We start from the raw sequence: 25,191 nt of genomic DNA on the forward strand, positions 1-25,191 counted from the left end.
CGACTACGGCTCATTCTGGAAGGCGGCGGTCGCCATGATCAGGCGGTTGCCGCTCGACAGGTTGGACAGATTGAATCCCAGCGGGCCCAGCATGACCGGCCAAACATACATCACCCTGAGGACGACGATGTCACCGGGCCCGCCTGGACTGAATTTCCAGGTGTTCGTGACCTGGCCCTGGCTGTTGTAGGTCAGCGACGGCATGCCCGTGTTGGCCGACGACCAGGCATTGGCCACCTGCAGGTCGACCATCAGGCCACTGCAGTTGAAGAAGATGCGGATCTTCTTGCAGACCTCCTGCTTGAAGGCGTCCTGGCTCAGACCTTGGATCTGCACCTGCTGGGTCATCACCAGGCGCGCCGATTGCTGCACGACCGCTTCGAGCAACTGCTGGGCGAAGAAGACGAGGAAGGTCTGGATCAGCGCGACGACGAGGGCGAGGAAGGGCGCCGCCACAAGCCCGAACTCGACCGCCGTTGCGCCTCTATTGTCCTTGACGAAGGCGGTGCAACTGACGTCGTGGGCTGTCTGCAATTCTGCTGCGGGCTGTGTCATGACGTGACCTTACTGCACGAGGCTCGCGGTACTCGATGCGACCTTCAGGAAGAGGTTGGTCAGCGCCGTCGAGATGTCGCCGCCGGTCTGGACGTTCGCGAACAGGCCGGGTGAGGCGCAGGACTGCAGCCGCTGCGCGATCGCGCCGGTCGACGAGGATGGATTGTTGAACTGCGCGATACGGCTGTTGTACCAGCTGTCGCTCAGCTGCAGATACTCGGTGTAGAGGATCGCGATGCGGATGCCCCGGTTCTTGATGGCGTCGCAGGCCGCGGTGTTGAGCGGCTGCTGGCAGCGCACCTGCGTTCCCGCCGAGGGCAGCGGATAGGTCGCATTCGGATCGCAGCTCGCGGTCTTGGCGATCAGCTTGTCCTCGACGCCGTCGGTGACCAGGAACACCACCTCCTGCGGCGTGTCGCCGGACTGATTGGTGCCGGAGCCCGGCGCGGGCATGATGGCGTTGAGACTCGTGAGCGCGCCGGAGATGTCGGTGCCGAAGTCGGTGTTGCAGATCGCGGTCGTGACGCAGTTCTGATGGTCGACCGTCATCAGCTGGATGTTCGAAATCTTGGTGCCGGCAGACGACGGCGAGGTCAGTGTCTGGATGGTGTTTAGATTGTAGTCGAACGTGTAAATCGCGGCCTTGTAGGTCGTGCTGTTGATGGCCGACATGCACTGCATGACGCCGCCGGACACGTTCGCCTGCAGGCATGACCAGGGGCCGACCAGCAGCTGCTTGACCGCGTTGACGACGAGGTCGATCCGGAGAGTGATGTTGTTCGCCCGCGCGACGCTGAGATTGTCCTTGGTCGACGAATTGGCTCCGCTGTCGAGCTGAGGGTTCGTTTCATGGCAGGCGAAAGCGCAGTTCTTCGATCCACCCGGCTGCTTCGATGTGGCGGAGATCAGCGCGTTGATGTCGTTCTGGGTGGCGGCGATGGCCATCGACGGCGAGTCGTCCAGCAGCAGATAGAAGTTCATGTTGGGCGCGCTGGACGCCTCGGCGGTCGCCGAGCCCTGCACCTTCCACGACGGCGCGCCGAGCACCGATGGGAAGTTATTGATGGATTGCGCGACGTAGGACACCTTGATCGTGCGCTTCAGCCCGGAATCCGTGACCGTGATGTCGGGTGTCGGGACGACGGTCAGGCCCGGCATATTGGCCTTGGCCGCAAACACGGCAGCCGCCGTCGCCTTCACGGCGTTGGCGTCGGTCACGGTCAGCATCGCCGGTCGGACGGCGGCGATCGCCGCGGCGTCGGCCGCGGCGTCGAGCTGTCCCTGCTTGCGCAAGGCCTGCGTATAGTCGAGCGCCATGCCGGCCAGGTAGATCGTCGGCACCAAAGTCAGGGCGAAGATGACCGCGACATTGGCTTTGCGATCCCGTGCGAAGCGAAGCACCAGGCCGTGCAGCATGACCCCTCACACTCGTTTGGTCGACATTGGCCATCTCGGCATTTCCGAACGCCGCCCCGACTGTCTCGATGGACAACAGGTGTTGGTTCGTTGCCGATTGTTTCCCGTAGTTTCCACGATAGAGGGTATCGGGTTAAGTAAGGCTTACTGTATTCTGATAATGCAACCGTAGAGTTTGATGTGTTGCGGGTACGCCGGTGCTGCGCGAAGATCCGTTCGACTTTGAATCAAATCTGCATTGTTTCATTCGTCACCGACCATCACGGCGAGCAGAGCGGGTCACGGCGCGTCTCCATCCGGGAGGCGCAAAGGCGTGGCTATGGACGGTTGCCGTGCGAAACGCTGCGGCCCGACGCATTGACGGCTAAAATGGTGAAGTCTTGAAGCCCGATCTTTTGAGTTGCAGCGTCTCCGTTCCAAAATAGTAGAACGATTTGTCCTCCTTCGTCAGACATCTCCTGGTCTTCGCTATCAGCCGCTCCGACCATTTCAGGAAGCTGTCGTTCTTTCTGGCAATCCGACCGTGGGCGTCGAAGTAGCTGTTGACGACATAGAGGCGGCCATCGCTGATATGCTCGTCGCCCAAGTAGCATCGGTTGAATTCGATGACGGGAGATCGGATCACGTCGATGGACTTGTCTTTCTCGCCTTCATTGAAGACGATCGTGTCGAGATCAGCCGCACGAGCGATATAGATGCCGAGCGGCTCTTGCCCCATCTGGCGAACCACGGCCGTGGGGAGGATCTGCATCTGGTCGTACAGGCACCTGCGAGCGAGGTAGACGAACTGACCGTCAGGATCGAGTCTGCGCAGCAGCTCCGCCTGGTCGTCCGGCGTCAGGAAAAAGTTGATCTGGCGGCTTCGCATGGGCACGGACGCAAAGAGTTGATGCTATGGATCATGGGAGCCTACATAGGACTGGTCCGATGGTGAAGCGCTGACCAATCTTGGGAGATGCAACGTCTTGATTCCGCCGCCATGAGCTAGGCTGGCTGTATGGCGGTCTGCCCGACGGGCAATCGCCGCATCCCTCTCATGCGCAAACTGCCCGTCGTGTTAGTTTGTCGCAATCAATCCGCTTGTCTTGTCGGGCAAATCACCCTCACATTTCCGGCCATCCCGCCTCGATGAAGAGGGACGGTTCGCGGTCGTCACGAGACGTGAGGTGGGGAGGCGGTGGCTGCATCGTGTCGCAACGTGCTCATAGCGCGTGGACGAACGGCACGGCGCAGGCGGTCAAGTCGCGTGGTCTCGACACCCCGACGCTGGTGTCAAGCGCAAGGCGTTCGAAGCGCATTGTCGTCATGGTGGCCAACAAGCCCGGTGCACCAGGGAGAGCGCGAAGCAGCCGACAAGCCCACCGCGCAGGGAATGCCGGATGACCGGCTGAACCTGTGGTACCTGCCGCCTGCTTACTCTTGTGCAGGCGGGCCATGGGTGAGGCCATCACCCGGCATTCCCTGCGCCCTCTTCGATTGGAGAGGGCCGAACCAACCGGACCAACTCGGGCGTTTCAGCCGCGGGATCGTGGACGTGTGTGCTGACGGCGAGGTGCCAACCGTGCGTCTTGATCAGCGAGCGCGATCCCTCCGCGTGCAACGTTGCCGCCTGATGGCACACTCTCTCCGCCCGTCATTCCGGGGCGCGCGCAGCGCGAGCCCGGAATCCATACTCCCGGAAGGCCCTCGTGAAGGAAGGCGTCAGCTATCTCGGGGCTCACATGCGGTCGTGGTTATGGATTCCGGGCTCGCGCTGCGCGCGCCCCGGAATGACGCGTGGAGAGAGAGAGGCGGACTCACGTTCGGTTTCAACACGCCGTTCCAGTCGTCGCCGAACTCACGGCGCCGTCTGCGCCTCGATCTTGAACTGCGCCAGCGCGCTCGGCGGATCGATTGCGATGAGCTGGGCGAGCTGCATGGCGGGCACCTTGGCGCGGGGCGAGAGCTTCAGCGAGAACGTCTGGCGCGGCTTCTCGACGAAGCGGCTGAGAGCGTCGACCGCGGCGGCAACGTCGGCATTGTCGGCAGCGAACTGGGCGCCGATCGCCTTGATGCTGTCGACCAGCGCCTTGCGCGCGGCGTCACGCGGAATCGCATGCGTCCGCGCATAGTTGGCGACGAACACGTCGACGGCGCCGAGATCGCGCAACGTCAGCTCGATCCCGGACGCCTCGATCTGCGCCGCCGCCGTCGTCGCCTGCTGCAGATCGACCGTGAACACCTCGCGCGGCACGCGCGCCAGCGAGACGCTGGCGGAGGCACCGATCAGATTGCTGACCTCGAGCTTGAACGGCGACACCGCGAAGGTGCCGGCGCTCTCGGTCCAGCCAAGGCCGAGATCGGCATCGAGCGCGGCGGTGTCGATGCCGGCGACCAGCAGCGGCAGGAATGCCGGGTTGGAGGGATCGAGCGGCCCGGCCATCTTGGCGACGAGCCGCGCCTGCGTCGGGATCGGGCCGACATATTGGCCCCAATCGAGGCTGATGGCGTCGATCTGCACCGGCTTGTCGCCGGTCCTGTAGGGCGCCGTCAGCGCCTTCAGCTCGACGCCGGCGAGCAGCTTGAGCATCTCGGCCGCATCGGCCGGGGCCGGCTTGGCGCCGGCGGCGGAATATTTGGCGGCGAAATGCATCAGGCCGGCGAGATCGAAGCTCTTCAGCGCGAACCGGCCGAGCTTGATCGGTCCGTTCGGGCCGCGACCGTCAAACCCCTCGACGGCGATGTCGCCCTTGCCGTCCTGGAGATCGAGCCGGAACGCGGCCAGCTTGGCGGGCCCTTGCGGCGTCTCGATCGAGAAGCCGCGAAGCTCGGCATTCTTGACGGCCATGCCCTCATAGATGCCGGCGACCCTGTCCATCAGCTCGCGCGCCTGCTCGGGCGTCGGCTGGGCGGCCGGCGTTGCCGGCAGGACGGCGAACAGCGCGGGCAGCTGCAGCCGGGACGGCCGCACGCTGAACTCGTCGGCGCTGGCGCTGTCCATGCGCATCTTCAGGCCGGAGTCCGTGGTGATCTCGTAAGCGCCCATCGTGAACTTGCCGTTGACGCGATAGGTCTTGTCGTCCTTGGCGGCGTCGGGGTTGAGCACGGCCAGGATCGCATTGGCGTCCATGTCCTGATGGACGATGCCGGCCATGCGGCCCTGCATCTTGTCGGCCTTGCCGCCCGGCTGCTGCGGGGTCATCGTGAAGGTGACCTCGTCGAGCTTGTAGTTGGCAATGCGGCCGGCCTTGATGTTCTCGAAGGTGAGCCCGGAATAGGCGAATTCGGCCGGGCCGGCGGAGGGGCCGCCGTCCATGGTGCCCGTGGTGCGCGGCACGGAGATCGACGCGGCGCTGATCGTCACGAACTGCTGGGCAAGCGCCCGGTAGGTGTCGAGCATGCTGGCGCCGGAGGGGATCGCGGCAAACCGCGCCGGACCGGCATAGTCCTTCACCACCAGCTGCGGCAGCTTGTAGCTGAGCCGCATCGGCGCCGCGCCGGCCAGACTGCCGGCCATGGTGACGTCATTGACCTCGATGCTGGACGCCGTGACGTGCTCGCTGTCGGGCTGGTTCAGCCCGGTGGCGACGATGCTGCCGAAGGTCACGCTCGCCGGCGGCTGGCTGGCCGATTCCAGCTTGACGTCGGCGATTGTCAACTTGCGCGACCAGAGGTCGAACGTGACCTTGCCATGGCTGGCGGTGGCGCCGTTCTGGCGGATCTGGGCGAAATTGGCCTCGACCTCGCGCTCGGCGCGCGCCTGGGCGTACCAGGGGACGCCGATCAAGCCGGCGCCGCCCAGGGCTACCGCGACGAGGACTGCGATGACGACACGTTTCATTCGATATGCTCCGCCCAACGCTTAGGCAGCAGGAGGGTGATGGTCTCAGGGAAATCGATGGAGTAGGGATGTGCTTCTGCGAACTAGGGAATCGCTGGCCCGGGATGCCGACGAGCATGGTTTCGGATGTTGCATGAAAGCCGTCCAACGTGCATCACATGCGCTTCCACCGGCCGGAAAAACCGACGTCTGAACGAAACGCAAGAGACCAAGAATCCGGGTCGGAAACGCTGGAGCACGTATGTCGTCGTCCTATTCTGAAGATCTTCGTTCCGCAGCCCTGGCCTATCACCGCCTGCCGCGGCCCGGCAAGCTGGAGATCCAGGCCTCCAAGCCGCTCGCCAACCAGCGCGACCTCGCGCTTGCCTATTCCCCGGGCGTGGCCGCTGCGTGCACCGAGATCGCCAACAACCCGGCCGAGGCCGCCTCGCTGACCGCGCGCGCCAACCTCGTGGCCGTGGTTTCCAATGGTACGGCGGTGCTCGGGCTCGGCAATATCGGCCCGCTGGCGTCCAAGCCGGTGATGGAAGGCAAGGCGGTTCTGTTCAAGAAATTCGCCGGCATCGACGTGTTCGACATCGAAATCGCCGCCGACACCATCGACCGGGTGGTTGAGACCGTGGCGGCGCTGGAGCCGACCTTCGGCGGCATCAATCTGGAAGACATCAAGGGACCGGAGTGCTTCGAGATCGAGGCGCGGCTCAAGGAGCGGATGAAGATCCCGGTCTTCCACGACGATCAGCACGGCACCGCCATCATCGTCGGCGCCGCGATCAAGAATGCGCTGTCGCTGGCCGGCAAGCAGCTCTCAGAGGTCAAGATCGTGACCTCGGGTGCCGGTGCCGCGGCGATCGCCTGCCTCAATCTGCTGGTGTCGATGGGCGCGCAGCGCAAGAACATCTGGGTCTGCGACATCGACGGCGTCGTGCACGAGGGCCGCAATACGCTGATGGACCCGTGGAAAGCGGTCTATGCGCAGAAGACCGACAAGCGGACGCTTGCCGATGTGATCGGCGGCGCCGACATCTTCCTCGGCCTCTCCGCCGGCGGCGTGCTGAAGCCGGAGCTGTTGAAGCAGATGGCCGAGAAGCCGCTGATCATGGCGCTCGCCAATCCCAACCCGGAGATCATGCCGGAGGAGGCGCGCGCGGCGCGGCCCGACGCGATGATCTGCACCGGGCGTTCGGACTTCCCGAACCAAGTCAACAACGTTCTCTGCTTCCCGTTCATCTTCCGCGGCGCACTCGATGTCGGCGCGACCGCGATCAACGAGGCGATGAAGCAGGCGGCGGTCGATGCGATCGCGCAGCTGGCGCAGGACCCGCCGTCGGATGCGGTGAGCCGCGGCTTCGACACCGGCGAGACGCAGGGGTTTGGCCCGGGCTCGCTGATCCCTTCGCCCTTTGATCCGCGCCTGATCCTGCGCATCGCGCCGGCCGTGGCGAAGGCTGCGATGGAGTCGGGCGTCGCGACCCGGCCGATCACCAATTTCGACGAATACACCGCGCTGCTCGAGCGCTTCGCGTTCCGCTCCGGCCTCGTGATGAAGCCGGTGTTCGCCAAGGCCAAGGCGCAGCCTGTGCGCGTGATCTACGCCGAGGGCGAGGACGAGCGCGTGCTGCGCGCGACTCAAGTCGTGCTGGAGGAGAAGCTGGCGCGGCCGATCCTGGTCGGACGTCCGAGCGTCGTCGAGGCGCGCATCAAGCGCTTCGGCCTGTCGATCAAGGCCGGGCGCGACTTCGATCTCGTCAATCCGGAAGACGATCCGCGCTACCGCTCCTATGTGCAGAGCTACATCGAGATCGCCGGCCGCCGTGGCGTCACGCCGGATGCGGCGCGCACGGTGGTGCGCACCAATGCGACCGTCATCGCGGCGCTCGCGGTGGTCCGCGGCGAGGCGGATGCGATGATCTGCGGCGTCGAGGGCCGCTACATGAGCCATCTGCGTCATGTCCGCGAGATCATCGGCTTCATGCCGGGGGTCAGCGACTACGCGGCGCTGGCGCTCACCATCACCAGCAAGGGCGCCTATTTCATCGGCGACACCCAGGTGCGCCCCGATCCGACCGCCGAGGAGCTCGCCGAGATGGCCTCGCTCGCGGCCAATCACGTCACGCGCTTCAACATCAAGCCGAAGATCGCCTTCGTGTCGCACTCCGATTTCGGCGGCTACGACACCAACTCCTCGCGCAAGATGCGGCAGGCCACCGCGCTGTTGAAGCAGCATCGTCCGGACCTCGAGGCCGACGGCGAGATGCAGGGCGACACCGCGCTGTCGGCGACCGCGCGCAAGGCGATCCTGCCGCATTCGGATCTCGAAGGCTCGGCCAACGTGTTGATCATGCCGAACCTCGATGCTGCCAACGTCGCCTATCAGATGATCAAGGTGCTGGCGGATGCGGTTCCCGTCGGTCCGATTCTGATCGGTCCGGCGCGGCCGGCGCATATTTTGACGCCGTCGGTGACGGCGCGCGGCATTCTCAACATGACGGCGGTGGCCGCCGTCGAGGCCCAGGAGCGGGCGGGGAGGGCGCAGCCGACGCTGTTCGCGTGATCATTCTGGCGTGATCGAAGTGTGGCGGAATTCGTCCGGTTTCGGTCGCATTCCGCCCGCCTTTGTTGGTGAAAAGCGTTCGCGATGTCACACATCCGGCCGGAGAGGCCGGCGGTATCTGTTTGAACTTCATCCGTGAGGGCGAGAATGCCGGGTTTCATTACGTTCGGGCGCGTTCTGTTTGCCGTGATCTTCATCTACACGGGCGCGACCAAGCTGTTCGGCATTCAGGCGACCGCCGATCTCATCGCCGCCAAGGTGACGATCCCGCCGCTGCTCGCGCCGTACGCGGCGCAGCTCGAAGCAGCCGCGAAGATGCCGATGCCGCAGATCCTTGCGATCGCGGCCGGCGCCTTCGAGGTGCTCGCCGGCGTGATGATCGCGCTGAACTTCCTCGGGCGCTTCTTCGCCGCGCTGATGATCATCTTCGTCGGCGCGACGATCTTCTACTTCCACGATTTCTGGAATCAGACCCCGCCCGATAACGCCAAGACCCTGATCGACGCGCTGAAGAATCTCTCGATCATCGGCGCGCTGTTCATGATCTTCGGCTACGGCCGCGGCCCGAAGGAGCCGGAGCAGAGTGCGTATGGGGACATCTGACGGCGCGGCTCAGGCCGCGCGCTGAAAGGCGGTGACGCTGACGTCGTGGGCGGGATCGAGCATCAGCTGATTGGCCGGCGTCAGGCCATGGGCCGTCAGCACCTGCTGCGGCGAGCGGCCCGGGCCGACCGCGGGGAAGCAGGGCGCGCCGCCGGGAATGGTGACGTGGGGCGCGAACGACAGGAAGAAGGTGTCGTAGCGGTCCATGAACATGTCGAACACGACCGGGCCGCCGATGATGGCGACGGTGCCGGTCATCACACCCGCGGCCTCGCAGGCCTGATCGAACGAGGCGCCGGCGGGGTTCCAGAGGGTCGAATGCGGCTTGTCGGGATCCGGCGCCAGCGCAGCGACCTTGCGGGTCACGACCAGCCGGCGCCGCTTGGGCGAGTTCGGCTGGTCCTCATAGGAGTTGCGGCCGTGGACGATCAGATCGGCGCCGTCCAGCGCGCTGGAGAAGAACTCGGCATCGCCCGGGAATTTGAGAACCCCGGGCATCACATTAGCAGCATCGGCCAACATGCCGTCGGCCGATACGATCACATAACCTTCGATACGAAGCTTGGTCACTGACGAAAGGAATCCTGTCTCACTCGGACACTGTCGTCACAACGCTCGACACCGGCCGTTGGCTCACCGTCGGCAGCTTCGCGACCTTGTAAAGCTGCTCGTCATATTGCGGCAGCGACTGCACCGGCGCCTTGGCGCGCATCGCGACCACCTTGTAGCCGCCGGCCTTCAGGCGGCGCAGCATCTCGGGCAGGGCTTCGGCGGTGTGCTTGTGGAAGTCGTGCATCAGGATGATGCCCTTGCCGAGCTTGTCGAGCTTCTTGAAGGTGACGTCGATCACCGCTTGCGCATTGCGCGCCTTGAAGTCGAACGAGTCGAGGTCGCAGGAGAAGATGCCGATGTTGCGGGTGCCGAGATAGGTCACCATCTCCGGCGGATGCTGCAGCGCCGGGAAGCGGAAGAACGGTGCGGGCGAGTTGCCGCCGAGCGCCCATTTGACCGCGCTGATGCCGAGCTCGATTTCTTCCTTGCGCTGGTCGTCGGTCAGCTTCTTGTTGGTCAGCGCCGCGTGCGACCAGGTGTGCGTGCCGACCGTGTGGCCGGCGTTGTAGACCTGCTTCAGGATCTCCGGATAGTAGGTCGCGTGCTTGCCGATGATGAAGAAGATGCCTGTGGTGCACTGGTCGGCCAGTGCCTTCAGCACGCCGGGGGTGTTCTCCGGCCACGGGCCGTCGTCGAACGTCAGGACGACCTCGTGATCCTTCAGGAAATCGAGGTCCTTGAAGTGCTCGAAGCCGAAGCCGGGACCGCCGGTGGTGTCGATCTCGACGGTCCGGCCGACGCCGAGCGCCTCCGGGTTCATGCAGGGGGCGCGCGGCGGCTGGGCCTGGACTGGCGCCGGAGCAGCGGCCGGCGCGGGAGCGGCCGCCGGGGTCGGCGCCGCCGCCGTGCGCTGCGCCTGCGACCAGGCGGCTCCAGACATCAGCAGCGAAGCCGCCAAAGAGCTTGCGAACACCAGTCCAGTCGCAATCCGCATCGTGTTTCCTCGAGGTTGTTGCAACGGGAGCGCCACGCTGGGAGTCGCTCCACCATCCAGGGCGGAATACTAGCCCAGCGGCCGGACCGGCGCCAAAAGGAAACGAGGCAAAAACACGGGGAAGTTGCCAGCTTCCGCCGCATTCTTGCAGAGTGTTGCCAAAAGTGCTGCTCAGCCGTCGGCGAGCATCCGGGCGATCGCGGTCTTGACCCGCGTGTCGGTCGGCTCGACCGAGGAGGCGAACACGTCGGCGATGTAGCCGTCGCGGCCAATCAGGTATTTGTGGAAGTTCCAGCGCGGGGTGTCCTTGGGTCGTGCTTCCGCCGCCCAGCGATAGAACGGGTGGGCGTTGGATCCGGTGACCACCGCCTTGGCGGTCATCGGAAAGGTAACGCCGTAGTCCTTATTGGCAAGCGCGGCGATGTCGCTGCCGACCCCAGGCTCCTGGTTGAAGTCGTTGGAGGGCACGGCGATGATCGACAGGCCGCGTTCGTGAAACTCGCCCCAGAGCTTCTGGAGACCGACGTATTGGGGGGTGTAGCCGCACTGCGAGGCCGTGTTCACGACCAGAACCGGCTTGCCGGAAAACTCCGACAGCCTGATCGGCTCGCCCGACGGCACCGGGAAGGAGAAGCGGTAGGCGGTCGTCTTGCTCACCGCATTGTCGGCATGGGCCGCACGCGACGCGAGCATCGCGCCGGACAAGGACGCACCGAGGCCGAGAACAACCATCCTGCGATCGATCATGTGTATCTCCCTGTGCAGAGCCAGCCCCGTCAGCATGACTGCGCCCGCGCCCGACCGGCCGTTTCTTCAACGGCCGCGACGCTGCGTTGGATCAGGCTGCGTCCCAGCAAGGGGATACCCTCGCCGTGGGGCGGAAACAGGGAGGTCGTCGGTCGTCAGCGCAGCGAAAGGATGAACTCGGTGCCCTCGCCGGTTTCGCCCTGGTTGATGCCCTGATCCGAGACGATCAGCGAACTTCCGGCCGACAGCGCCTCGCCGAGCCAGGCCATGACGTCAGCCGGAATCGTGATCCGGTCGAGCGCCTCGGCGGCGCTGCTCAGCTGGATTGCGGGCTTGGCATCGACATGCGGTTCGATCGGCTTCTTGCCGCGACGGACAGCTTTGTCCGAGCCCTCATTCGCCGCGACGCTACGCGCGGAGGCCGGCAGCGAGACGACCGACCAGCGCATCGTCGCCGGATCGGCCTTGTCGGCGATGGCGGTGAACACATGCGTGCCGAGCGGCTTGTCGCTCGGAGCGATCGTGATCGGGGTGTTGAACACCGGCGCGAAGTTCTGCCGCACGTACAGCTTGGAATCCTTGCGGCTGATGAAGATCGCAACCTGATTGTTGCGCTTCAACTCCGGCTTCGGTGCGATCGGCTTGTCCGGCGCGGCCACGCGCGACTGATCCTTGGAGAGATCCTTGAGCTCCGAAGGCTGCGCCGGAGCATCGGCGGTGGATGTCGCCGGCGTGACAGGTTGCTCCGCGGCCTTGACGTCGACGGGCTTGGTATCGACGGGCTTCACTTTGGCAGATCCGGTCGCCTCGATCTTGCTCGTGGCGTCGGCCGGCTTTTCGGGTGCCGCCGCCAGCGCGGGGCTCGACGGTTCAGCCGCTGCGTCGGCGGAGGCGGGATTCGCCTCGTTCTGGGCTGTGTCGGCAACCGGTTCTGACTTGGTCGCCATCTCCGGGACCGTGATCGGGTCCACGGCCTTGGCTTCGGTTTCGGCGACGGCTGGCTTGATCTCCGCTGAAGCAGCCGGGGTGTCGGTGGCTGTTGCCGGAATGCTCGTGGCGTTGCTGGCGTCGGCCGTGCGCGTGGGGCGGGCGGCCACAGTTGCCTCCGCGCCGAGCCGCAGGCCATCCGCGTGGCCGATCGTCGCGCGCAGATCCGTCGTGGCCACGGTGATCGTCGGCGCTGCGGCGGCACCCTTGTCCGACTTCATCGATGCAGGCGAATTGCCGTCGGGCTGAACCGAGGCACTCGGCTGCGGCGCCTTGAATGCGGTCAACAAAGGATGCGAGAAGCTGGCCGGAGCGACCTCGCCGGGCGTGACGAGCACGCGCGATCCCATGCGCGTCCAGCCGTAGATCCGGGTCGCGAAGCTTGCGGGCATGCGGATGCAGCCATGCGACGCCGGATAGCCCGGCAGCACGCCGGCGTGAAGCGCGACACCCGACCAGGTGATGCGCTGCATGAACGGCATTGGCGCGCCACTATAGATGTTGGAGCGATGGAATTTCTGCTTCTGGATGACGCTGAACACGCCCATCGGCGTGGAGTGGCCCTTCATGCCGGTCGACACCGGCGCCTCCGCGAACAGCCCGTTCGCGTCGTAGACCTTGAGCTGCTGCTTGTGGATCGACACCGCCACCATGACAGGCCCTTGCGGCTTGGCGGCTTCCTTCTCGACCACCGGCGCCTTGGGCGCGCGGCGCACTTTCGGCTTGCGCGGCAACAGCGGAGCGTCGGCCGGAGTGATCGCGACCGGCTGCGAGTCGTTCCAATAGTAGTAAGGCGCTGCGCCTGCCTGTGATGTCGCTGCTAGGACAAGCGGGACTGAAACGATTGCTGCACAATAAAACCGCCCCCTGGCGGCTGCACGAACGCAGAGCATTCCGGCAAATCCTCAAGAACCATCTGGCATTTAGTGTCGCAGACCGAATCCGCGTTCACCAGCTTGGGGCTTCTGCCCTGCGATATTTTCGTTCCGATCGTAGCAGAAAAGCCTCACATCACGTTAAACGAGCAATCGAAGCCGGCTGACCGATTGTGCCTTTCTTGCAGGCATTTGTGTTCCTACATGGGCGGTATGCCGAGTCATCGGCGGTATAACGGAGACCGACATGTCGTTCAGAGCCACCAAACGGTTTGACCTGTGGCTGAAAACCCTAGCTTTCCTGCTGCTTATCGGAGTGTCCTCGCCTGTGGTGTCAGCCTATGCCGCTGACGAGCCCGATCTGATCTTTCGTCGGTCGACAGTGTTCAAACTGCTCAGCCCGAATGACAAGCTCGCGACCTATGGCGTTGACGATCCAGAGGTCGAGGGCGTCGCGTGTCATTTCACGGTGCCGCAGAAGGGTGGATATGCCGGCTGGCTCGGGCTTTCCGAGGAGGTCTCGGACATCTCGCTGGCGTGCCGGCAGATCGGGCCGATCCGGTTCAAGCGCAAGCTCGAGCAGGCGGACGACATGTTTCGCCAGCGGCGATCGCTGTTCTTCAAGAAGATGCAGATCGTGCGCGGCTGCGACGCCAAGCGCAACGTGCTCGTCTACATGGTCTATTCAGACAAGCTGATCGAGGGCTCGCCGAAGAACTCGACCTCATCGGTGCCGGTCATGCCGTGGGGCAGGTCTGACGACGGCGAGGTTCAGAAGTGCGGAGACTTCATTCAATAGGATAGTCGCCGGCGGTCGATCGGCTGTCCGCGGTCCTGTCAGGCGCGCAGCGCTGGCCTCGATCGTGGCAGCCGATCAGCCGGACGAGGCGTTGCTGGGTGGACTCAGAGAAGTTCTCGGGCCGCTGCTGGGCCATCGGTATCGCGACAGCTTTTCGTGGTGGCGGCGACGTCAGGGCGGGGGCGCGTCCGAGGGGCATGGCAATCCAGGTTCGACAAGCATCGCTCAACGCGCAGCCCCGGCCGGGGTTGCTCTCGATCGTGCCAAATGACGGCCGACCGCAGGGTTGCAACACAGAATGCTTAAGAAGTCCTGCTGTCGCCGGATGGGCCATGCTTGGGTCTGAGCTCGGCCGAGGGGCCTTCACCCACGTTGCTCCGATTGATCGGGCGGCCGATTTCGTTCTCCGGCTGCATTTTGTGTCGTCAGCGCGAGCGGAAGAAGCAATCGGGATCCGCGACGAAACCATTTTGGGCTTGCGGCGCAAACCGGATGAAACATCGACCGCGTATCACGAAGCAGCTGGGATCGGCGCAACGGCTCAGATCCGGCATCGACTCCAGCGAATCATTGACGAGATCAGCGAACCCACATGCATCGTCGACTGACTCTTGCCGCGCTAGCCGTCCTGTCCTTCTTCTCATCCTCTGTTCATGCACAGCCTGCCGCGAAGCTGCCCGAACCGCGCAGCGCGTTTGTCAGCCAATGCGCGCCGCACATGCTCGGACGGTGGCTTCATCCTGACGCCGTGTGCAGCTGTCTTCATGACCAGGCCGTGGCCGTGATTGAGGATCAAGACCTGCGCGAGGCGCTGCTGCGCGGTATCAGCGAGACCGGCGTTCCCACGATCGAGGCAGAGTGGCTGCCAGCCACCAAGCGTGCCGAGATCGGGCCGACCTTCACACGGATCGCAAAGCCCGCCCTGACGTGCATGTTCGATCCGCCCAAGTCGTGAGCGGATCGAACGCTCAGCCAAATCAAGATTGATCCTGGTCGTCCTGATCAATCCAATCCGTATTGCGACATCAGAGCCTGCACGTCCGGACGACGCATGATGCGCGAGATCTGAGTGTCGATCGACGCGCCGTTGCCGCGTGCGGACGACTTGGGCGTCGACTTGTGGGCTGCGCGTGTCGGAGCGGCCTTGGCAGGGGTGACCTGACGCTGCGTCTCAGAAGTCTTGCTGACGGTGGCGGCGGGCTGCGATTGCGGCCGCGTTGCTTCCTGCGCCTGCGGCGCAACTGGCGTGACAGCGGGAGCCGGTGCCGCAGCCGTCGCAGCGGGAGCGGGCGAGGGTGTGACGGCCGGCGCTGCGGCGCGCGTATCCACGTTGACGGGGATGGCTGCCGCCGGCTCGGGCGCCTTCACCGCTTTGACGGCCTCCGGAGCCGGCATCATGGCAGCTGGCATATCACCGCGGCTCTGTTTCGCGGGCAGTTCGGGGGCGGCCAGCGGTGCCGGCAGCGCTGAGAGCGTGATCGTCGGCGGCGCGACCTGTGCCGGCGGTTCGATCACCGGAAGCGGCGCGGCGATCTCGGCGGCCTTGGCAGGCGGCGCGAGGGCGGCGGTCGTGATCTTGTCGCTGCTCTCCGCGGCCTGCACGGGCGTCCTGACATCGGCGGGCGGATTCAGCGTCTGAGTCTGCGCATGCGCCAGCATCTGCCGCGCCGTCATCGGTGTCTCGGCCGACGCCGAGACCGGGATGAGCACGGCGGCTGCGAAGGCCAATTGCAGGGCGGTCTGGCGAGAGGTGAACTTGATCATGGCAGGCTCCTTGTCGTCTTTGCGAAATCGTTGTGTTGCTCAGGCCGCTGCGCTGGTGTTCGCCTTGTCGTGGGCGACGACCACGCGCTGGCCGCGCATCTTGGCGATCACCTCGTCGCGCGGGCCGAATGCCAGCGACTTTCCGAAGGCCATCACCATGACGCGATCAACATGCGCCAAAAGCTGCGGACGGTGCGTGACGACGATCACGGTGCGGCCGGCGGCCTTCATCTGCGCCATGGCATGAGCCAGCGCCCGCTCACCATCCTCGTCGAGGTTGGAATTCGGCTCGTCGAGGATCAGCAGCCGCGGATTGCCGTAGAGCGCGCGGGCCAGGCCGACCCGCTGGCGCATGCCGCCCGACAGCGCCACGCCGCCTTCGCCGATCGGGGTGTCGTAGCCATTCGGCAGGCGCAGGATCACTTCATGCGCACCGGCGGCCTTGGCGGCGGCGATCACGGCCGCTTCGTCGACCTTGGCGAGGCGGGCGATGTTGTCGGCGACCGTGCCCGAGAACAGCTCGATGTCCTGCGGCAGATAGCCGATGTGCTTGCCGAGCCGGTTCTGGTCCCACTGGCTGTAGGCAGCACCGTCGATGCGGATCACGCCTTCGCGCAGCGGCCAGACACCGGCCATCGCACGCGCCATGCTGGACTTGCCGCTGGCCGAGGCACCGACGATCGCGAGGCTTTCGCCGGCCTTGAGCGAGAAGCTGACGCCCTTGACCGAGGGACGGCCGGCCGCCGGCGGCCACACCACCGCATTCTCGACGTCGATGTCGCCGCGGGGCGTCGGCAGCGCGGTCGGCGCTGCGGTGACGGGGAGCGCCTGGAACAGCTCCTCGAGGCGGCGATAGGCGGAGCGGAAGGCAACGATGCGCTTCCACTGGCCGACGACCTGCTCGACCGGCGCCAGCGCGCGGCCCATGATGATCGAGGTCGCCATCATGGCGCCGGGCGAGATCTGCTGCTCGATCGCCAGCCACGCGCCGATGCAGAGCAGGGAGGTCTGCACCGCCATGCGGGCAAACTTGGTGACCGAATGCATCGCCGCGCCGCGCTCGACCAGGGTCGAGTGCGCGTCGACCATTGCCGACTGCCGGCAGCTCCAGCGATCCAGCACGATGTCGCCCATGCCGAGGCCGCGCACGACCTCGCCGTTGCGCAGCGCCGATGCGACGAAGCGTGAGGCCTCATTGGCCAGCGCATTGGTGCGCTCGACGCTGGAGCGGGTGTAGAACTCGGTGAACAGCGCCAGCGAGAACAGCACGATCGCGCCGAACAGCGAGAGGATTCCGAGATAGGCGTGCTGCAGGAAGCACAGCGCGACGAACACCGGCGTCCAGGGCAGGTCGCAGGCGATCGCCGCCGTGCCGCTGGAGATGCAGTCGCGGATGGTCTCGGCGTCGCGGATGATCTGCTGGCCGTAACGATGACGCGGCGACAGTTCGGCCTTCATCATCGTCTCGAACAGCGGATGCCGCAGCGTGCCTTCGAACTGCACGCCGGCCCGCGCCAGCACGCCGGAGCGGGCGAATTCGAGCACGCCGTAGAGGATCAGGAACACGCCGACGATCAGGGTCAGCATGACGAGGGTGCTGACATTGCGGCTGGTCAGCACGCGGTCGTAGACCTGCATCGAGTACAGCGGCGAGGCCAGCATGCTCGCATTGATGAACAGGCTGAGCACGAAGGTCGCGGTGAGTGCGGGAAAGCAGGCGCGAAGCGCGGTTCCGAGCGGGCTGCGGGCGGTGGTCGTGGTCATGGCTGATCCCCTTGGCATTGGCGCTCCGACCTTCGCCCGGCCAAGCGCCTTCGACCGTGACCGGCGTCACATAGGGTGACGCCGATTCACGGGCGCTTGAGTTGGCGAGATGCAGCCGCTACCGGATGGGTCAGCCGTGCTCAGAGCTCGAAGTTGGCCTCATTCGCAGTGACCTCATGCCTGCCGTAACGTTTCAGACCCTCCGGCTCGTCTCGGGCCTCATCCTGTTTGCATTCGCGGCGACCCACTTTCTCAATCATGCCGTCGGCCTGTTCAGCCTTGAGGCGATGGACGAGGTGCAGGAATGGCGGCTTCTCGTCACGCGGTCCTGGCCGGGGATGATCGTGCTGGCGGGGGCGCTGCTGACGCATGCGGCGCTCGCGTTCGCCAGGACGATCCAGCGCGGCACCTGGCGGCTGCCGCCGTGGGAGCTGATCCAGCTCGCCACGGGATTTGCAATTCTCGTGCTGCTGTTGCCGCACATCGTCGAAACCCACGTCGCCCATGCGCTGTTCGGCGTCCAGGACGGCTACCTCTATGCGCTGGCGCTGCTGTGGCCGAAGGCGGCTTGGATCCAGACCGTGCTTTTGCTGCTGGTCTGGACTCACGGGTGTCTTGGCCTGCACCACTGGCTGAAATTTCGCAGCTGGTACCGGCTGGTGCAGCCGCTGCTGATCATTCTCGCCGTAGCTCTGCCGATGGCCGCGCTGATGGGCTTCGTGGTGGCCGGGCGGTCGGTCGCTGCGCTGTTGAGCGATCCCGGAATGGCTGAGCGGATGCGCGAGGTGACGCATTGGCCGGGTGAGCTCGATGCGAAATGGCTCGGCCTGTTCAAGATGTCGGCGTGGATTGCTGCGGCGGCACTGCTCGTGGCGGGTGCGACGATCGTCGTGTTCCGCCACATTGCGCTGCTCGCCGCGCCGAAGGTCGCGATCACGTTCCCGGGCGGAGCGACGCTGCAAGCGGCCATCGGCCCGACGCTGCTCGACAGCATCAGGAGCCACGATCTCGCCGATCCCTCGGCCTGCGGCGGGCGGGCGCGCTGTGGTCTGTGCCGTGTTCGTGTCGAGAAAGGCGCGGAGAGCCTCGCGGCGCCCAGCCGTGCCGAACGCGCCGTGCTGGACGAATTGGCGGCGCCGGGCAATGTACGGCTTGCCTGCCAGATCCGCCCCGCAGCGCCGCTCACCGTCACGCCGCTGATCGGGGAGGTCGAGATGCTCGCGCCGATTGCGGCGCAGGATGCTGGCCAGGGCGAGCGCCGCGCCGTCTGCCTGGTCGATATCCGCGTGCGCGCCTTCCCGGCCATCGCAGCTGATCGCTTGGCCTCGGACCTCGCCTTCATCCTGAACGAGATCTTCGGAGCCGTGGCTGACGCCGTTGACGCCCACGCCGGCCGCATCGACCGTTTCCTCGGCGATGGCGTGCTCGCCGTGTTCGGCGAGCTGCGGGGGCTGGATCAGGGCTGTCGCGATGCGCTGCAGGCGATCCAAGCGATGGATCTCGCGATGGATCGGGTGAACGAGAAGATCGGAGCCGAGATCGGCCGCCCGGTCGAGCTTGCGATCGGCGCGCGCGCGACCGAAATCGTGGTCGGGCGCCTTGATCTCGGACGGTTGACACAGATCGCCGTGCTCGGGCTCGGGACGGAATGGCCGGCCCGCATGGCGCAGCTCGCGGACACCCGCGGCTGGCAGCTTGTGCTTTCGGGCGACGTCGCGAGCCGTGCGGGCTTGGGTGACCTCGGCGATGTGAGCCGTGAAACCCTCGCGGCCGGGCAGGGCGGGGCACTTGAGGTGATCGGCGTGAGCCGCGCCCGGGACATCGCTGTCCCGAGCGCGGCACTGGCGAACCCTGGTTAGACGATCGCTGATCATTTTTCGCGGAACGTCTTGGCGAGCGTGTTGAGCAGCGGACCGACCAGATATTCGAGCACGGTGCGTTCACCGGTCGAGATGATCACGTCGGCCTGCATGCCCGGCATGATCTTCTCGGCGATCTCAGGCGGAATGGTCGAGTAGTCGATCACGACGCGCGCCGAGTAGTAGCTCTGCTTGCTCGCCTCGTCGGTCATCGCGTCCGCCGAGACGCTCGCGACCTTGCCGAAGATCGTCGGCGTGCTGCGCGAGGAGAAGTTCGGGAAGCGCACCTCGGCCTTCTGACCGATGGCGACGCTCTCGATGTCGCGCGGCGACACATGGGCCATCACGTCGACACCTTCGCCGACAGGTACGATCTCGGCGAGCGTATCGCCGGGCTTCACCACGGCGCCGACGGTGTGGACCTTCATGTTCATGACGATGCCGTCGCGCTCGGCGCGGATGTCGACGCGACGGAGCACGTCCTCGGCGATGACAATCTTCTCGCGCAGATCCGACAATTTGGCGCGGGTGCCGTCGAGCTGCTGTCCGACCTCGGTCAGATATTTCTGTAGCGTCTGGTCGATCTGGAAGCGGGTCTGGCCGATGGTCTGCGTGAGCCGCGCCACGTCGGCCTGGGCCTGGCCGAGATCGCCTTCGACGCGGGCACGATCGCGTTCCAGCTCCAGGAACTTGTTGCGCGGATAGTAGCCTTGCGCGACCGCCGGCCGGACATTGTTCATCTGGGTGTCGAAGCTTGCGAGCTGCGCCGTGAGCGAGGCCCTCTGACGGTCGCGGCCGGCGAGTTCCTGCTGCTGCTGGGCGGTCTGCGAATTGAGGATGTTGATCTGGCTGATCAGCCCGTTGCGCCGCTCGATGAACAGGCGCTGCTGGTCGGCGATGGCGAGCGCGGCTTCCGGCACGTTCTGCCGGTTCAGGAGGCTCTCGGGAAAGGTGATCATCCGCGCATTGCCGCGCTCGGCCAGCAGCCGCGCCTCCTCGGCGAGCGCAGCATCCATCTGCTTGCGCAGGAGATCGGTGTTGGCTTGCGCCTCGGTCGGCTGCAGCCGGAACAGCAGGTCGCCGCGATGGACCGCGTGGGTCTCCTTGGCCAGGATCTCGCGGACGATGCCGCCCTCGCGATGCTGGACGACCTTGTGGTCGCCGGAGACGGACACCGTGCCCTGCGCGATGGCGGCGCGGTCGAGCGGCGCGAGCCCGGCCCACACGCCGAAGCCGCCGAACACCAGGGCGATCGAGGCATAGCCGAGCAGGGCGTAGCGTCTGAAGTCGGCTTTGTTCGGCTCCGGCCGGGCCGCCGGTTCGAAGAAGTCGTTTTCCTGCACCAGTGACATCGACATGCTGCGTCCCCGCGTTTTCTCGTCGGACGCCAGCATCGGCAAACCATGCCTGCAGCACTGTGCGGCATGTCACATTGAGAGGAAAGGCGGCAGGAGATGCTGTTGGTGGGGCCGCCTACTTCTTCTTCGGCCCGAAGCGCGGCACGCATTTCACGCTGCGGACGATGCCGGTTTCCGCCATCCTGGAGCCGGAAACCTCCTTGACCTGGCCGGCAGGGCAGGTGCCGTCATCGACCATCACGCGCTGCCCGAGCCGGAGATCGGTGATGTCCTGCTCGCGCCCGACATATTGGGCTTGTGCGGGGGCGGCGAGGAGACTCGCCGAGACGGTCAGGCTGAATACAGCGACCGGCAAGCGCAAAGACAGCACGTCACGCATCACTTCCCCTCGATCTTCACACCGTTCGGGCCGACATTGATCTGAAATCCGTCGGGCTGCCGCTTCGACTGATAGAAGTTGTAGCCGAGCACGACGACAGCGGCGGTGAGAATGCCGAGCAGGAAATAGAGAATGTTGCGATGGTCCGACATGCCGAGTTCCAGAATCCGCGCTCGCGCGCATGCGCCAATGTACGGGGAGACCTGCGATTCTGAAAGCAGCGGCAAATTGGGTGCACGGACGCGCGGGATTGTGATTTGCTGCGGCCTTCAGCAATGGGATTTCGGACCAGCATGATTACTTCGGACACCACGCAGCGCATTCTCGACGCAGTCGACGCCGGCTTCGACCGCCAGCTTGCGACCACCAGCGACTTCGTCTCCATCCCCTCGACCCGTGGCGCCGAAGGACCATGCCAGGACATGTTCGGCGATCTCCTGCGCGAACGCGGCTACGAGGTGGACGACTGGCACATCGCTCTCGACGAGCTCAAGGACATGCGCGGCTATGGTCCGATCGAGCATGATTTTTCGAAGGCGCGCAGCGTGGTCGGAACCTATCGGCCGGCGACCACGGCCGGACGCTCGCTGATCCTGCAGGGGCATTGCGACGTGGTGCCCGCGGGCCCGCTCGACATGTGGGAGACGCCGCCGTTTTCACCGGTGATCCGCAACGGCCGGATGTATGGCCGCGGCGCCTGCGACATGAAGTCGGGCACGATCGGCGCGCTCTACGCGCTCGATGCGATCAAGGCCGCCGGCCTCAAGCCGACGGCGCGCATCCATCTCCAGTCGGTCATCGAGGAGGAGAGCACCGGCATCGGCGCGCTCTCGACCCTGCAGCGCGGCTATCGCGCCGATGCCTGCTTCATTCCGGAGCCGACCAGCGAGAAGATGGTGCGATCCCAGGTCGGCGTGATCTGGTTCCGCATCAAGGTGCGCGGCATTCCAGCCCATGTGTTCGAGGCGGGTATCGGCGCCAACGCGATCAAGGCGAGCTATCATCTCATCCATGCGCTGGAGAAGCTCGAAGCCGACTGGAACGAGCGCGCCAAGCGCGACCGGCACTTCAAGACGCTGAACCATCCGATCAACTTCAACCCGGGCATCATCAAGGGCGGCGACTGGGCCTCGAGCGTGCCGGCCTGGTGCGACGTCGATTGCCGCATCGCGATCCTGCCGGGCTGGTCGGTCAAGGAATGTCAGGACGAGATCCTCGCCTGCATCGCTGCCGCGTCGCGCGATCATCGTTTCCTCTCCAACAACCCGCCCGTCGTGGAATGGTCCGGATTCCTCTCGGAAGGCTACGAGCTGACCAACTCGGCCGAGCCCGAAGCCGCGTTCGGCCGCGCCTTCAATGCGGTCTTCGGCGGCGAGGTGCAGGACCTCGTGTTCACGGCGCTGACCGACACGCGCTTCTACGGCCTCAACTACGACATTCCGAGCCTGTGCTTCGGCGCGACCGGCGCGGCGATGCACGGCTTCAACGAATATGTCGAGATCGAGTCGCTGCGCCGCGCGACCAAGACGATGGCCCTGTTCATCGCCGAGTGGTGCGGAATCGAGAAGGCCTGAGCCGGGAGAGCCACCCGGGACGCAATGACCTCTGAGGTCATTGCTTCCTGTTGGACGCTCGGCTCATCAGATGCGCTGAAGGCACGCGAAGAGGTGCTGTGCGATGAAGAGGAGGGAGAAGCATGACGCCGCTCGACAAGATCAAGTCGATGAAGATGCCGTTCGCGGAACTGAAGGGCGTCGTCTTCACCGAGGCCAGCGCCGAGCGGGTCGTTGCGGTCATGCAGGTGCGTCCCGACCTCTGCACGCTGCATCACACGATCCATGGTGGCGCCGTCATGGCGCTCGCCGATTCCGTTGGCGCGGCAGCGACGGTGATCAACCTGCCCGAGGACGCCAAGGGCACCACCACCATCGAGAGCAAGACGAACTTCATCGGCGGCGCCAGGGAAGGGACCGTCGTGACCGCGACCGCGACGCCGGTGCATCGGGGCCGCCGGACCCAGGTCTGGCAGACCCGAATCGAGACCGATGACGGTAAGCTGGTGGCGATCGTGACACAGACCCAGCTCGTGCTGTGATGATTCGTACACAAACGAGTTGTTAACTCACGCGATCCGCGCATGGCCGCATGATCTCACCGTAGAGAGCAGGGCTTGCAATGGATGCTGCGATGCACAATATAGCCCCTGTCTAGGGAAAGACGTCTGTGCGGGAGGGCTTCGAAGAGGAGTCTTTGGCAGTGTCACAGGTAGATACTTTTCGTCCCCGGCCGGGCTTCGGCTATGTGCGGACGCTCAGCCAGCACGAGGAACTGCCGCTGCTGCGCGATCATCTGTTGCGGCTCGATTCAGAAAGCCGGCATGATCGTTTCAACGGCTTCCTCGATGACAGTTTCATCGAACGCTACGCGGCCCGTTGTGCGGCTGACGGCACCATCGTCGTCGCCTACATGGAAAACGGCATGGTGCGCGGCGCGGCCGAATTGCATCCGCCGGAGCAGTCCGAGGACGGGCTTCCGGAGATCGCGTTCAGCGTGGAGTCGTGCGTGCGCCGGCGCGGTGTTGGCAGCCTGCTGTTTCAGCGCGTCATCTCGGAAGCGCGCTGGAAGGGATATCGCAAGCTGCGCGTGACGACGGGATCGCAGAACCACGCCATGCGTGCGCTGGCGCTGAAGTTCGGCGCGCATCTCGCATTCCGCCATGGCGAGTCGACCGGTACGATCGATCTCACCGAGCAACCGCAGGACGAACTGACGAAGCTCGTCATCGACACGCCGATCGCCGCGGCCCGCGCGTTCTTCAACCTGAACCGCGCCTGCTGGAAGCTGATGACGCGCATGTACGACAAGCGCGCCGCTTGATCTGAACGGTTCGGCGACACAAAAAGCGCGGCAGCTTCATGGCTGTCGCGCTTTTGTCGTTTGATAAAGCAGGGCGGATGAAACGAATGCGCGCGCCGGTGAGCTGTGCGCGCAAGCGCCTCAGGTGCCGGTGCGCTTGTCGAAGTTGAAGCGGCGCACCGTGCGGCGCTCGACCACCACGGCGCGCTGCTGCGTGCCCTGGTCGGCGGTAATGACACGAGTGTTGGTGCGCGCGGCGACGCGGCTCGCCTTCTTGACCTCGGGCAGCACCTGCTCGAGCGGCATCCCCATCAGCGCCGAGGCGATCTCGGCCTGGGCCTGGACGTCGTCGGTGATGCCTGACGCCGCGAAGATCGCCTCCTCCAAAGTCGGGGGATCACGCCTGACGCGACGCGTACCGTACTTGGTGTTCCAATCTTCGCTCATGGTGGCCTCGTGAATCGTCCGGGATACCTAGAAGCAGCATTGTTGCATTGCAATATAAAATCGGCCGGGCAGCCCAGCTATGCATTCACCATGTCGCGATCCGGCAACGCTGCCTTCGTCATGTGGATATCCTGAGGCCACCGGCGCAAGGCCGCGTGTCCGGCTTTCGTCAGTCCGTACACGCCGCGCTCGGCGCGATCGAACCAGCCATAGACGTTGCGCTGGAGGATCTTCGATGCGTCCGGAATGTCGGCGCGCAGATCCTTGATGCGCTTCGGTCCATCGGATAGGGCCGAAGCGCAGGCCAGCGCCTGCTGGCGGTATGCGGTCATGATCGGCGCGCGCGTCGAGCCGCCGGCGACGGGGTCGCCCTTGCGGCGCTGATGCTCGATCACCAGACGCGAGCGCTTCTTCGGGTTCTTGCGCGGCGCTGTCGTGGGCGGCGGGACCAGCACCTCGACCTGGCCCGCTGATGTGACGGCCAGCATGCCGAAGCCGAGGCGGCGGCACAGGTTGCGATAACGCGCGTCGCTTTCCCGGCCCTTGCCGCGCGCGGACAGATTGGCCGCGACCCAGACCTCGTCGCAGGCGCCGGCACGATCGACCGCCTGAAGCAGCAGTTCGAGGTTGAAGGCCTGCTTTAGCTCGCAGATCACGACCACCGGCGGATCATCGCCCTTCAGCCCGACGACGTCGCAGCCGCCGACCTCGCCCTTGACCAGGAAGCCAAGGTTTTCGAGGAAGCGTTTGATGGGGAGGTAGAGCGCGGTTTCCAAGGGCGGTCCATGAGTGCGACTCAGCGCGCGCGAGTCTAGCCCGGCGAGACTCGTCGTGTCAGCGTCCAGTATTCGATGTGACGCGC

General features: G+C 65.2%; 24 protein-coding genes. 9 read left to right on the forward strand and 15 right to left on the reverse strand.

Annotated elements, in window-relative coordinates:
• Positions 1-3 precede the first annotated feature (3 nt).
• The 4 genes from ACQR1L_RS28660 to ACQR1L_RS28675 form a co-directional block, all read right to left on the reverse strand.
• Positions 4-555 (reverse strand): TadE/TadG family type IV pilus assembly protein, encoded by a 552-nt coding sequence (locus tag ACQR1L_RS28660; protein ID WP_434861269.1) that lies wholly within the window; start codon positions 553-555, stop codon positions 4-6.
• Between the two features lie 9 nt (positions 556-564).
• The gene (locus tag ACQR1L_RS28665) at positions 565-1,971 is read right to left on the reverse strand and encodes a TadE/TadG family type IV pilus assembly protein (RefSeq protein ID WP_434861270.1); all 1,407 of its coding nucleotides are present in this window, start codon (positions 1,969-1,971) and stop codon (positions 565-567) included.
• A 364-nt stretch (positions 1,972-2,335) separates the two neighbouring features.
• Complete coding sequence (locus ACQR1L_RS28670) at positions 2,336-2,839, reverse strand: hypothetical protein (RefSeq protein WP_434861271.1); 504 nt, start codon at positions 2,837-2,839, stop codon at positions 2,336-2,338.
• A gap of 969 nt (positions 2,840-3,808) precedes the next feature.
• Positions 3,809-5,791 (reverse strand): hypothetical protein, encoded by a 1,983-nt coding sequence (locus ACQR1L_RS28675; RefSeq protein WP_434861272.1) that lies wholly within the window; start codon positions 5,789-5,791, stop codon positions 3,809-3,811.
• Positions 5,792-6,032: 241 nt separating this feature from the next.
• Here ACQR1L_RS28675 and ACQR1L_RS28680 point away from each other — a divergent pair, with 241 nt between their 5' ends.
• Positions 6,033-8,345, forward strand: coding sequence for an NADP-dependent malic enzyme (locus ACQR1L_RS28680; protein ID WP_434861273.1), 2,313 nt, complete (start codon positions 6,033-6,035; stop codon positions 8,343-8,345).
• A 147-nt stretch (positions 8,346-8,492) separates the two neighbouring features.
• The gene (locus ACQR1L_RS28685; protein WP_434861274.1) at positions 8,493-8,948 is read left to right on the forward strand and encodes a DoxX family protein; all 456 of its coding nucleotides are present in this window, start codon (positions 8,493-8,495) and stop codon (positions 8,946-8,948) included.
• 9 nt (positions 8,949-8,957) lie between these two features.
• On the opposite strand, the gene ACQR1L_RS28690 is transcribed toward ACQR1L_RS28685, so the two are convergent.
• The 4 genes from ACQR1L_RS28690 to ACQR1L_RS28705 form a co-directional block, all read right to left on the reverse strand.
• Positions 8,958-9,518, reverse strand: coding sequence for a dihydrofolate reductase family protein (locus tag ACQR1L_RS28690; protein ID WP_434861275.1), 561 nt, complete (start codon positions 9,516-9,518; stop codon positions 8,958-8,960).
• Between the two features lie 19 nt (positions 9,519-9,537).
• On the reverse strand, positions 9,538-10,494 hold the full coding sequence (locus ACQR1L_RS28695) for a polysaccharide deacetylase family protein (protein WP_434861276.1): 957 nt from the start codon (positions 10,492-10,494) through the stop codon (positions 9,538-9,540).
• 171 nt (positions 10,495-10,665) lie between these two features.
• Positions 10,666-11,241, reverse strand: a complete 576-nt coding sequence (locus tag ACQR1L_RS28700) for a glutathione peroxidase (protein ID WP_434861277.1) — start codon at positions 11,239-11,241, stop codon at positions 10,666-10,668.
• Positions 11,242-11,396: 155 nt separating this feature from the next.
• The gene (locus ACQR1L_RS28705; protein ID WP_434861278.1) at positions 11,397-13,121 is read right to left on the reverse strand and encodes a L,D-transpeptidase family protein; all 1,725 of its coding nucleotides are present in this window, start codon (positions 13,119-13,121) and stop codon (positions 11,397-11,399) included.
• 229 nt (positions 13,122-13,350) lie between these two features.
• On the opposite strand from ACQR1L_RS28705, the gene ACQR1L_RS28710 reads away from it, so the two are divergent.
• The 3 genes from ACQR1L_RS28710 to ACQR1L_RS28720 all read left to right on the forward strand — a co-directional run bounded on the left by ACQR1L_RS28710 (position 13,351) and on the right by ACQR1L_RS28720 (position 14,857).
• Entirely contained in the window at positions 13,351-13,902 is a 552-nt protein-coding gene (locus tag ACQR1L_RS28710) for a CreA family protein (RefSeq protein ID WP_434861279.1), read from the forward strand.
• Between the two features lie 332 nt (positions 13,903-14,234).
• The gene (locus ACQR1L_RS28715; RefSeq protein ID WP_434861280.1) at positions 14,235-14,510 is read left to right on the forward strand and encodes a hypothetical protein; all 276 of its coding nucleotides are present in this window, start codon (positions 14,235-14,237) and stop codon (positions 14,508-14,510) included.
• Positions 14,495-14,857 (forward strand): hypothetical protein, encoded by a 363-nt coding sequence (locus ACQR1L_RS28720; protein WP_434861281.1) that lies wholly within the window; start codon positions 14,495-14,497, stop codon positions 14,855-14,857. Before ACQR1L_RS28715 ends, ACQR1L_RS28720 begins: the two co-directional genes overlap by 16 nt.
• 47 nt (positions 14,858-14,904) lie before the next feature.
• Here ACQR1L_RS28720 and ACQR1L_RS28725 read toward each other — a convergent pair whose 3' ends face one another.
• Positions 14,905-15,576 carry a hypothetical protein gene (locus tag ACQR1L_RS28725; RefSeq protein ID WP_434861282.1) on the reverse strand — a complete coding sequence of 224 codons (672 nt, stop codon included), beginning with the start codon at positions 15,574-15,576 and terminating at the stop codon, positions 14,905-14,907.
• A 129-nt stretch (positions 15,577-15,705) separates the two neighbouring features.
• Positions 15,706-17,430, reverse strand: a complete 1,725-nt coding sequence (locus ACQR1L_RS28730) for a type I secretion system permease/ATPase (RefSeq protein ID WP_434861283.1) — start codon at positions 17,428-17,430, stop codon at positions 15,706-15,708.
• A gap of 176 nt (positions 17,431-17,606) precedes the next feature.
• Here ACQR1L_RS28730 and ACQR1L_RS28735 point away from each other — a divergent pair, with 176 nt between their 5' ends.
• A complete protein-coding gene (locus tag ACQR1L_RS28735) occupies positions 17,607-19,289 on the forward strand; it encodes a 2Fe-2S iron-sulfur cluster-binding protein (protein WP_434861284.1) in 1,683 nt (560 codons plus the stop codon).
• An 11-nt stretch (positions 19,290-19,300) separates the two neighbouring features.
• Here ACQR1L_RS28735 and ACQR1L_RS28740 read toward each other — a convergent pair whose 3' ends face one another.
• From ACQR1L_RS28740 to ACQR1L_RS28750, 3 genes are all read right to left on the reverse strand, one after another.
• On the reverse strand, positions 19,301-20,647 hold the full coding sequence (locus tag ACQR1L_RS28740) for an HlyD family type I secretion periplasmic adaptor subunit (protein ID WP_434861285.1): 1,347 nt from the start codon (positions 20,645-20,647) through the stop codon (positions 19,301-19,303).
• Between the two features lie 115 nt (positions 20,648-20,762).
• On the reverse strand, positions 20,763-21,026 hold the full coding sequence (locus ACQR1L_RS28745) for a DUF6719 family protein (protein WP_434861286.1): 264 nt from the start codon (positions 21,024-21,026) through the stop codon (positions 20,763-20,765).
• Entirely contained in the window at positions 21,026-21,178 is a 153-nt protein-coding gene (locus ACQR1L_RS28750; protein ID WP_434861287.1) for a hypothetical protein, read from the reverse strand. The genes ACQR1L_RS28745 and ACQR1L_RS28750 overlap by 1 nt, the downstream gene beginning before the upstream one ends.
• A gap of 141 nt (positions 21,179-21,319) precedes the next feature.
• Here ACQR1L_RS28750 and ACQR1L_RS28755 point away from each other — a divergent pair, with 141 nt between their 5' ends.
• From ACQR1L_RS28755 to ACQR1L_RS28765, 3 genes are all read left to right on the forward strand, one after another.
• Entirely contained in the window at positions 21,320-22,600 is a 1,281-nt protein-coding gene (locus tag ACQR1L_RS28755) for an ArgE/DapE family deacylase (RefSeq protein ID WP_434861288.1), read from the forward strand.
• A 122-nt stretch (positions 22,601-22,722) separates the two neighbouring features.
• A complete protein-coding gene (locus tag ACQR1L_RS28760) occupies positions 22,723-23,121 on the forward strand; it encodes a PaaI family thioesterase (protein WP_434861289.1) in 399 nt (132 codons plus the stop codon).
• Positions 23,122-23,249: 128 nt separating this feature from the next.
• Positions 23,250-23,903, forward strand: a complete 654-nt coding sequence (locus ACQR1L_RS28765) for a GNAT family N-acetyltransferase (RefSeq protein WP_434861290.1) — start codon at positions 23,250-23,252, stop codon at positions 23,901-23,903.
• Between the two features lie 120 nt (positions 23,904-24,023).
• On the opposite strand, the gene ACQR1L_RS28770 is transcribed toward ACQR1L_RS28765, so the two are convergent.
• Both ACQR1L_RS28770 and ACQR1L_RS28775 read right to left on the reverse strand, forming a co-directional pair.
• Positions 24,024-24,329, reverse strand: a complete 306-nt coding sequence (locus ACQR1L_RS28770) for a hypothetical protein (RefSeq protein ID WP_434861291.1) — start codon at positions 24,327-24,329, stop codon at positions 24,024-24,026.
• A 77-nt stretch (positions 24,330-24,406) separates the two neighbouring features.
• A complete protein-coding gene (locus ACQR1L_RS28775) occupies positions 24,407-25,105 on the reverse strand; it encodes a DUF2161 domain-containing phosphodiesterase (protein ID WP_434861292.1) in 699 nt (232 codons plus the stop codon).
• Positions 25,106-25,191 lie beyond the last annotated feature (86 nt).

The sequence above is a fragment of the Bradyrhizobium sp. HKCCYLR20261 genome (assembly GCF_051168435.1).
In the GTDB taxonomy this organism is placed as follows: domain Bacteria; phylum Pseudomonadota; class Alphaproteobacteria; order Rhizobiales; family Xanthobacteraceae; genus Bradyrhizobium.

Coding starts and splice junctions, on each gene's coding strand:
- ACQR1L_RS28660 (WP_434861269.1), bottom strand. CDS start 555: ATGACACAGCCCGCAGCAGAATTGCAGACAGCCCACGACGTCAGTTGC.
- ACQR1L_RS28665 (WP_434861270.1), bottom strand. CDS start 1,971: ATGCTGCACGGCCTGGTGCTTCGCTTCGCACGGGATCGCAAAGCCAAT.
- ACQR1L_RS28670 (WP_434861271.1), bottom strand. CDS start 2,839: ATGCGAAGCCGCCAGATCAACTTTTTCCTGACGCCGGACGACCAGGCG.
- ACQR1L_RS28675 (WP_434861272.1), bottom strand. CDS start 5,791: ATGAAACGTGTCGTCATCGCAGTCCTCGTCGCGGTAGCCCTGGGCGGC.
- ACQR1L_RS28680 (WP_434861273.1), top strand. CDS start 6,033: ATGTCGTCGTCCTATTCTGAAGATCTTCGTTCCGCAGCCCTGGCCTAT.
- ACQR1L_RS28685 (WP_434861274.1), top strand. CDS start 8,493: ATGCCGGGTTTCATTACGTTCGGGCGCGTTCTGTTTGCCGTGATCTTC.
- ACQR1L_RS28695 (WP_434861276.1), bottom strand. CDS start 10,494: ATGCGGATTGCGACTGGACTGGTGTTCGCAAGCTCTTTGGCGGCTTCG.
- ACQR1L_RS28700 (WP_434861277.1), bottom strand. CDS start 11,241: ATGATCGATCGCAGGATGGTTGTTCTCGGCCTCGGTGCGTCCTTGTCC.
- ACQR1L_RS28705 (WP_434861278.1), bottom strand. CDS start 13,121: ATGCTCTGCGTTCGTGCAGCCGCCAGGGGGCGGTTTTATTGTGCAGCA.
- ACQR1L_RS28710 (WP_434861279.1), top strand. CDS start 13,351: ATGTCGTTCAGAGCCACCAAACGGTTTGACCTGTGGCTGAAAACCCTA.
- ACQR1L_RS28715 (WP_434861280.1), top strand. CDS start 14,235: ATGCTTGGGTCTGAGCTCGGCCGAGGGGCCTTCACCCACGTTGCTCCG.
- ACQR1L_RS28720 (WP_434861281.1), top strand. CDS start 14,495: ATGCATCGTCGACTGACTCTTGCCGCGCTAGCCGTCCTGTCCTTCTTC.
- ACQR1L_RS28725 (WP_434861282.1), bottom strand. CDS start 15,576: ATGACGGCGCGGCAGATGCTGGCGCATGCGCAGACTCAGACGCTGAAT.
- ACQR1L_RS28730 (WP_434861283.1), bottom strand. CDS start 17,430: ATGACCACGACCACCGCCCGCAGCCCGCTCGGAACCGCGCTTCGCGCC.
- ACQR1L_RS28735 (WP_434861284.1), top strand. CDS start 17,607: ATGCCTGCCGTAACGTTTCAGACCCTCCGGCTCGTCTCGGGCCTCATC.
- ACQR1L_RS28740 (WP_434861285.1), bottom strand. CDS start 20,647: ATGTCGATGTCACTGGTGCAGGAAAACGACTTCTTCGAACCGGCGGCC.
- ACQR1L_RS28745 (WP_434861286.1), bottom strand. CDS start 21,026: ATGCGTGACGTGCTGTCTTTGCGCTTGCCGGTCGCTGTATTCAGCCTG.
- ACQR1L_RS28750 (WP_434861287.1), bottom strand. CDS start 21,178: ATGTCGGACCATCGCAACATTCTCTATTTCCTGCTCGGCATTCTCACC.
- ACQR1L_RS28755 (WP_434861288.1), top strand. CDS start 21,320: ATGATTACTTCGGACACCACGCAGCGCATTCTCGACGCAGTCGACGCC.
- ACQR1L_RS28760 (WP_434861289.1), top strand. CDS start 22,723: ATGACGCCGCTCGACAAGATCAAGTCGATGAAGATGCCGTTCGCGGAA.
- ACQR1L_RS28770 (WP_434861291.1), bottom strand. CDS start 24,329: ATGAGCGAAGATTGGAACACCAAGTACGGTACGCGTCGCGTCAGGCGT.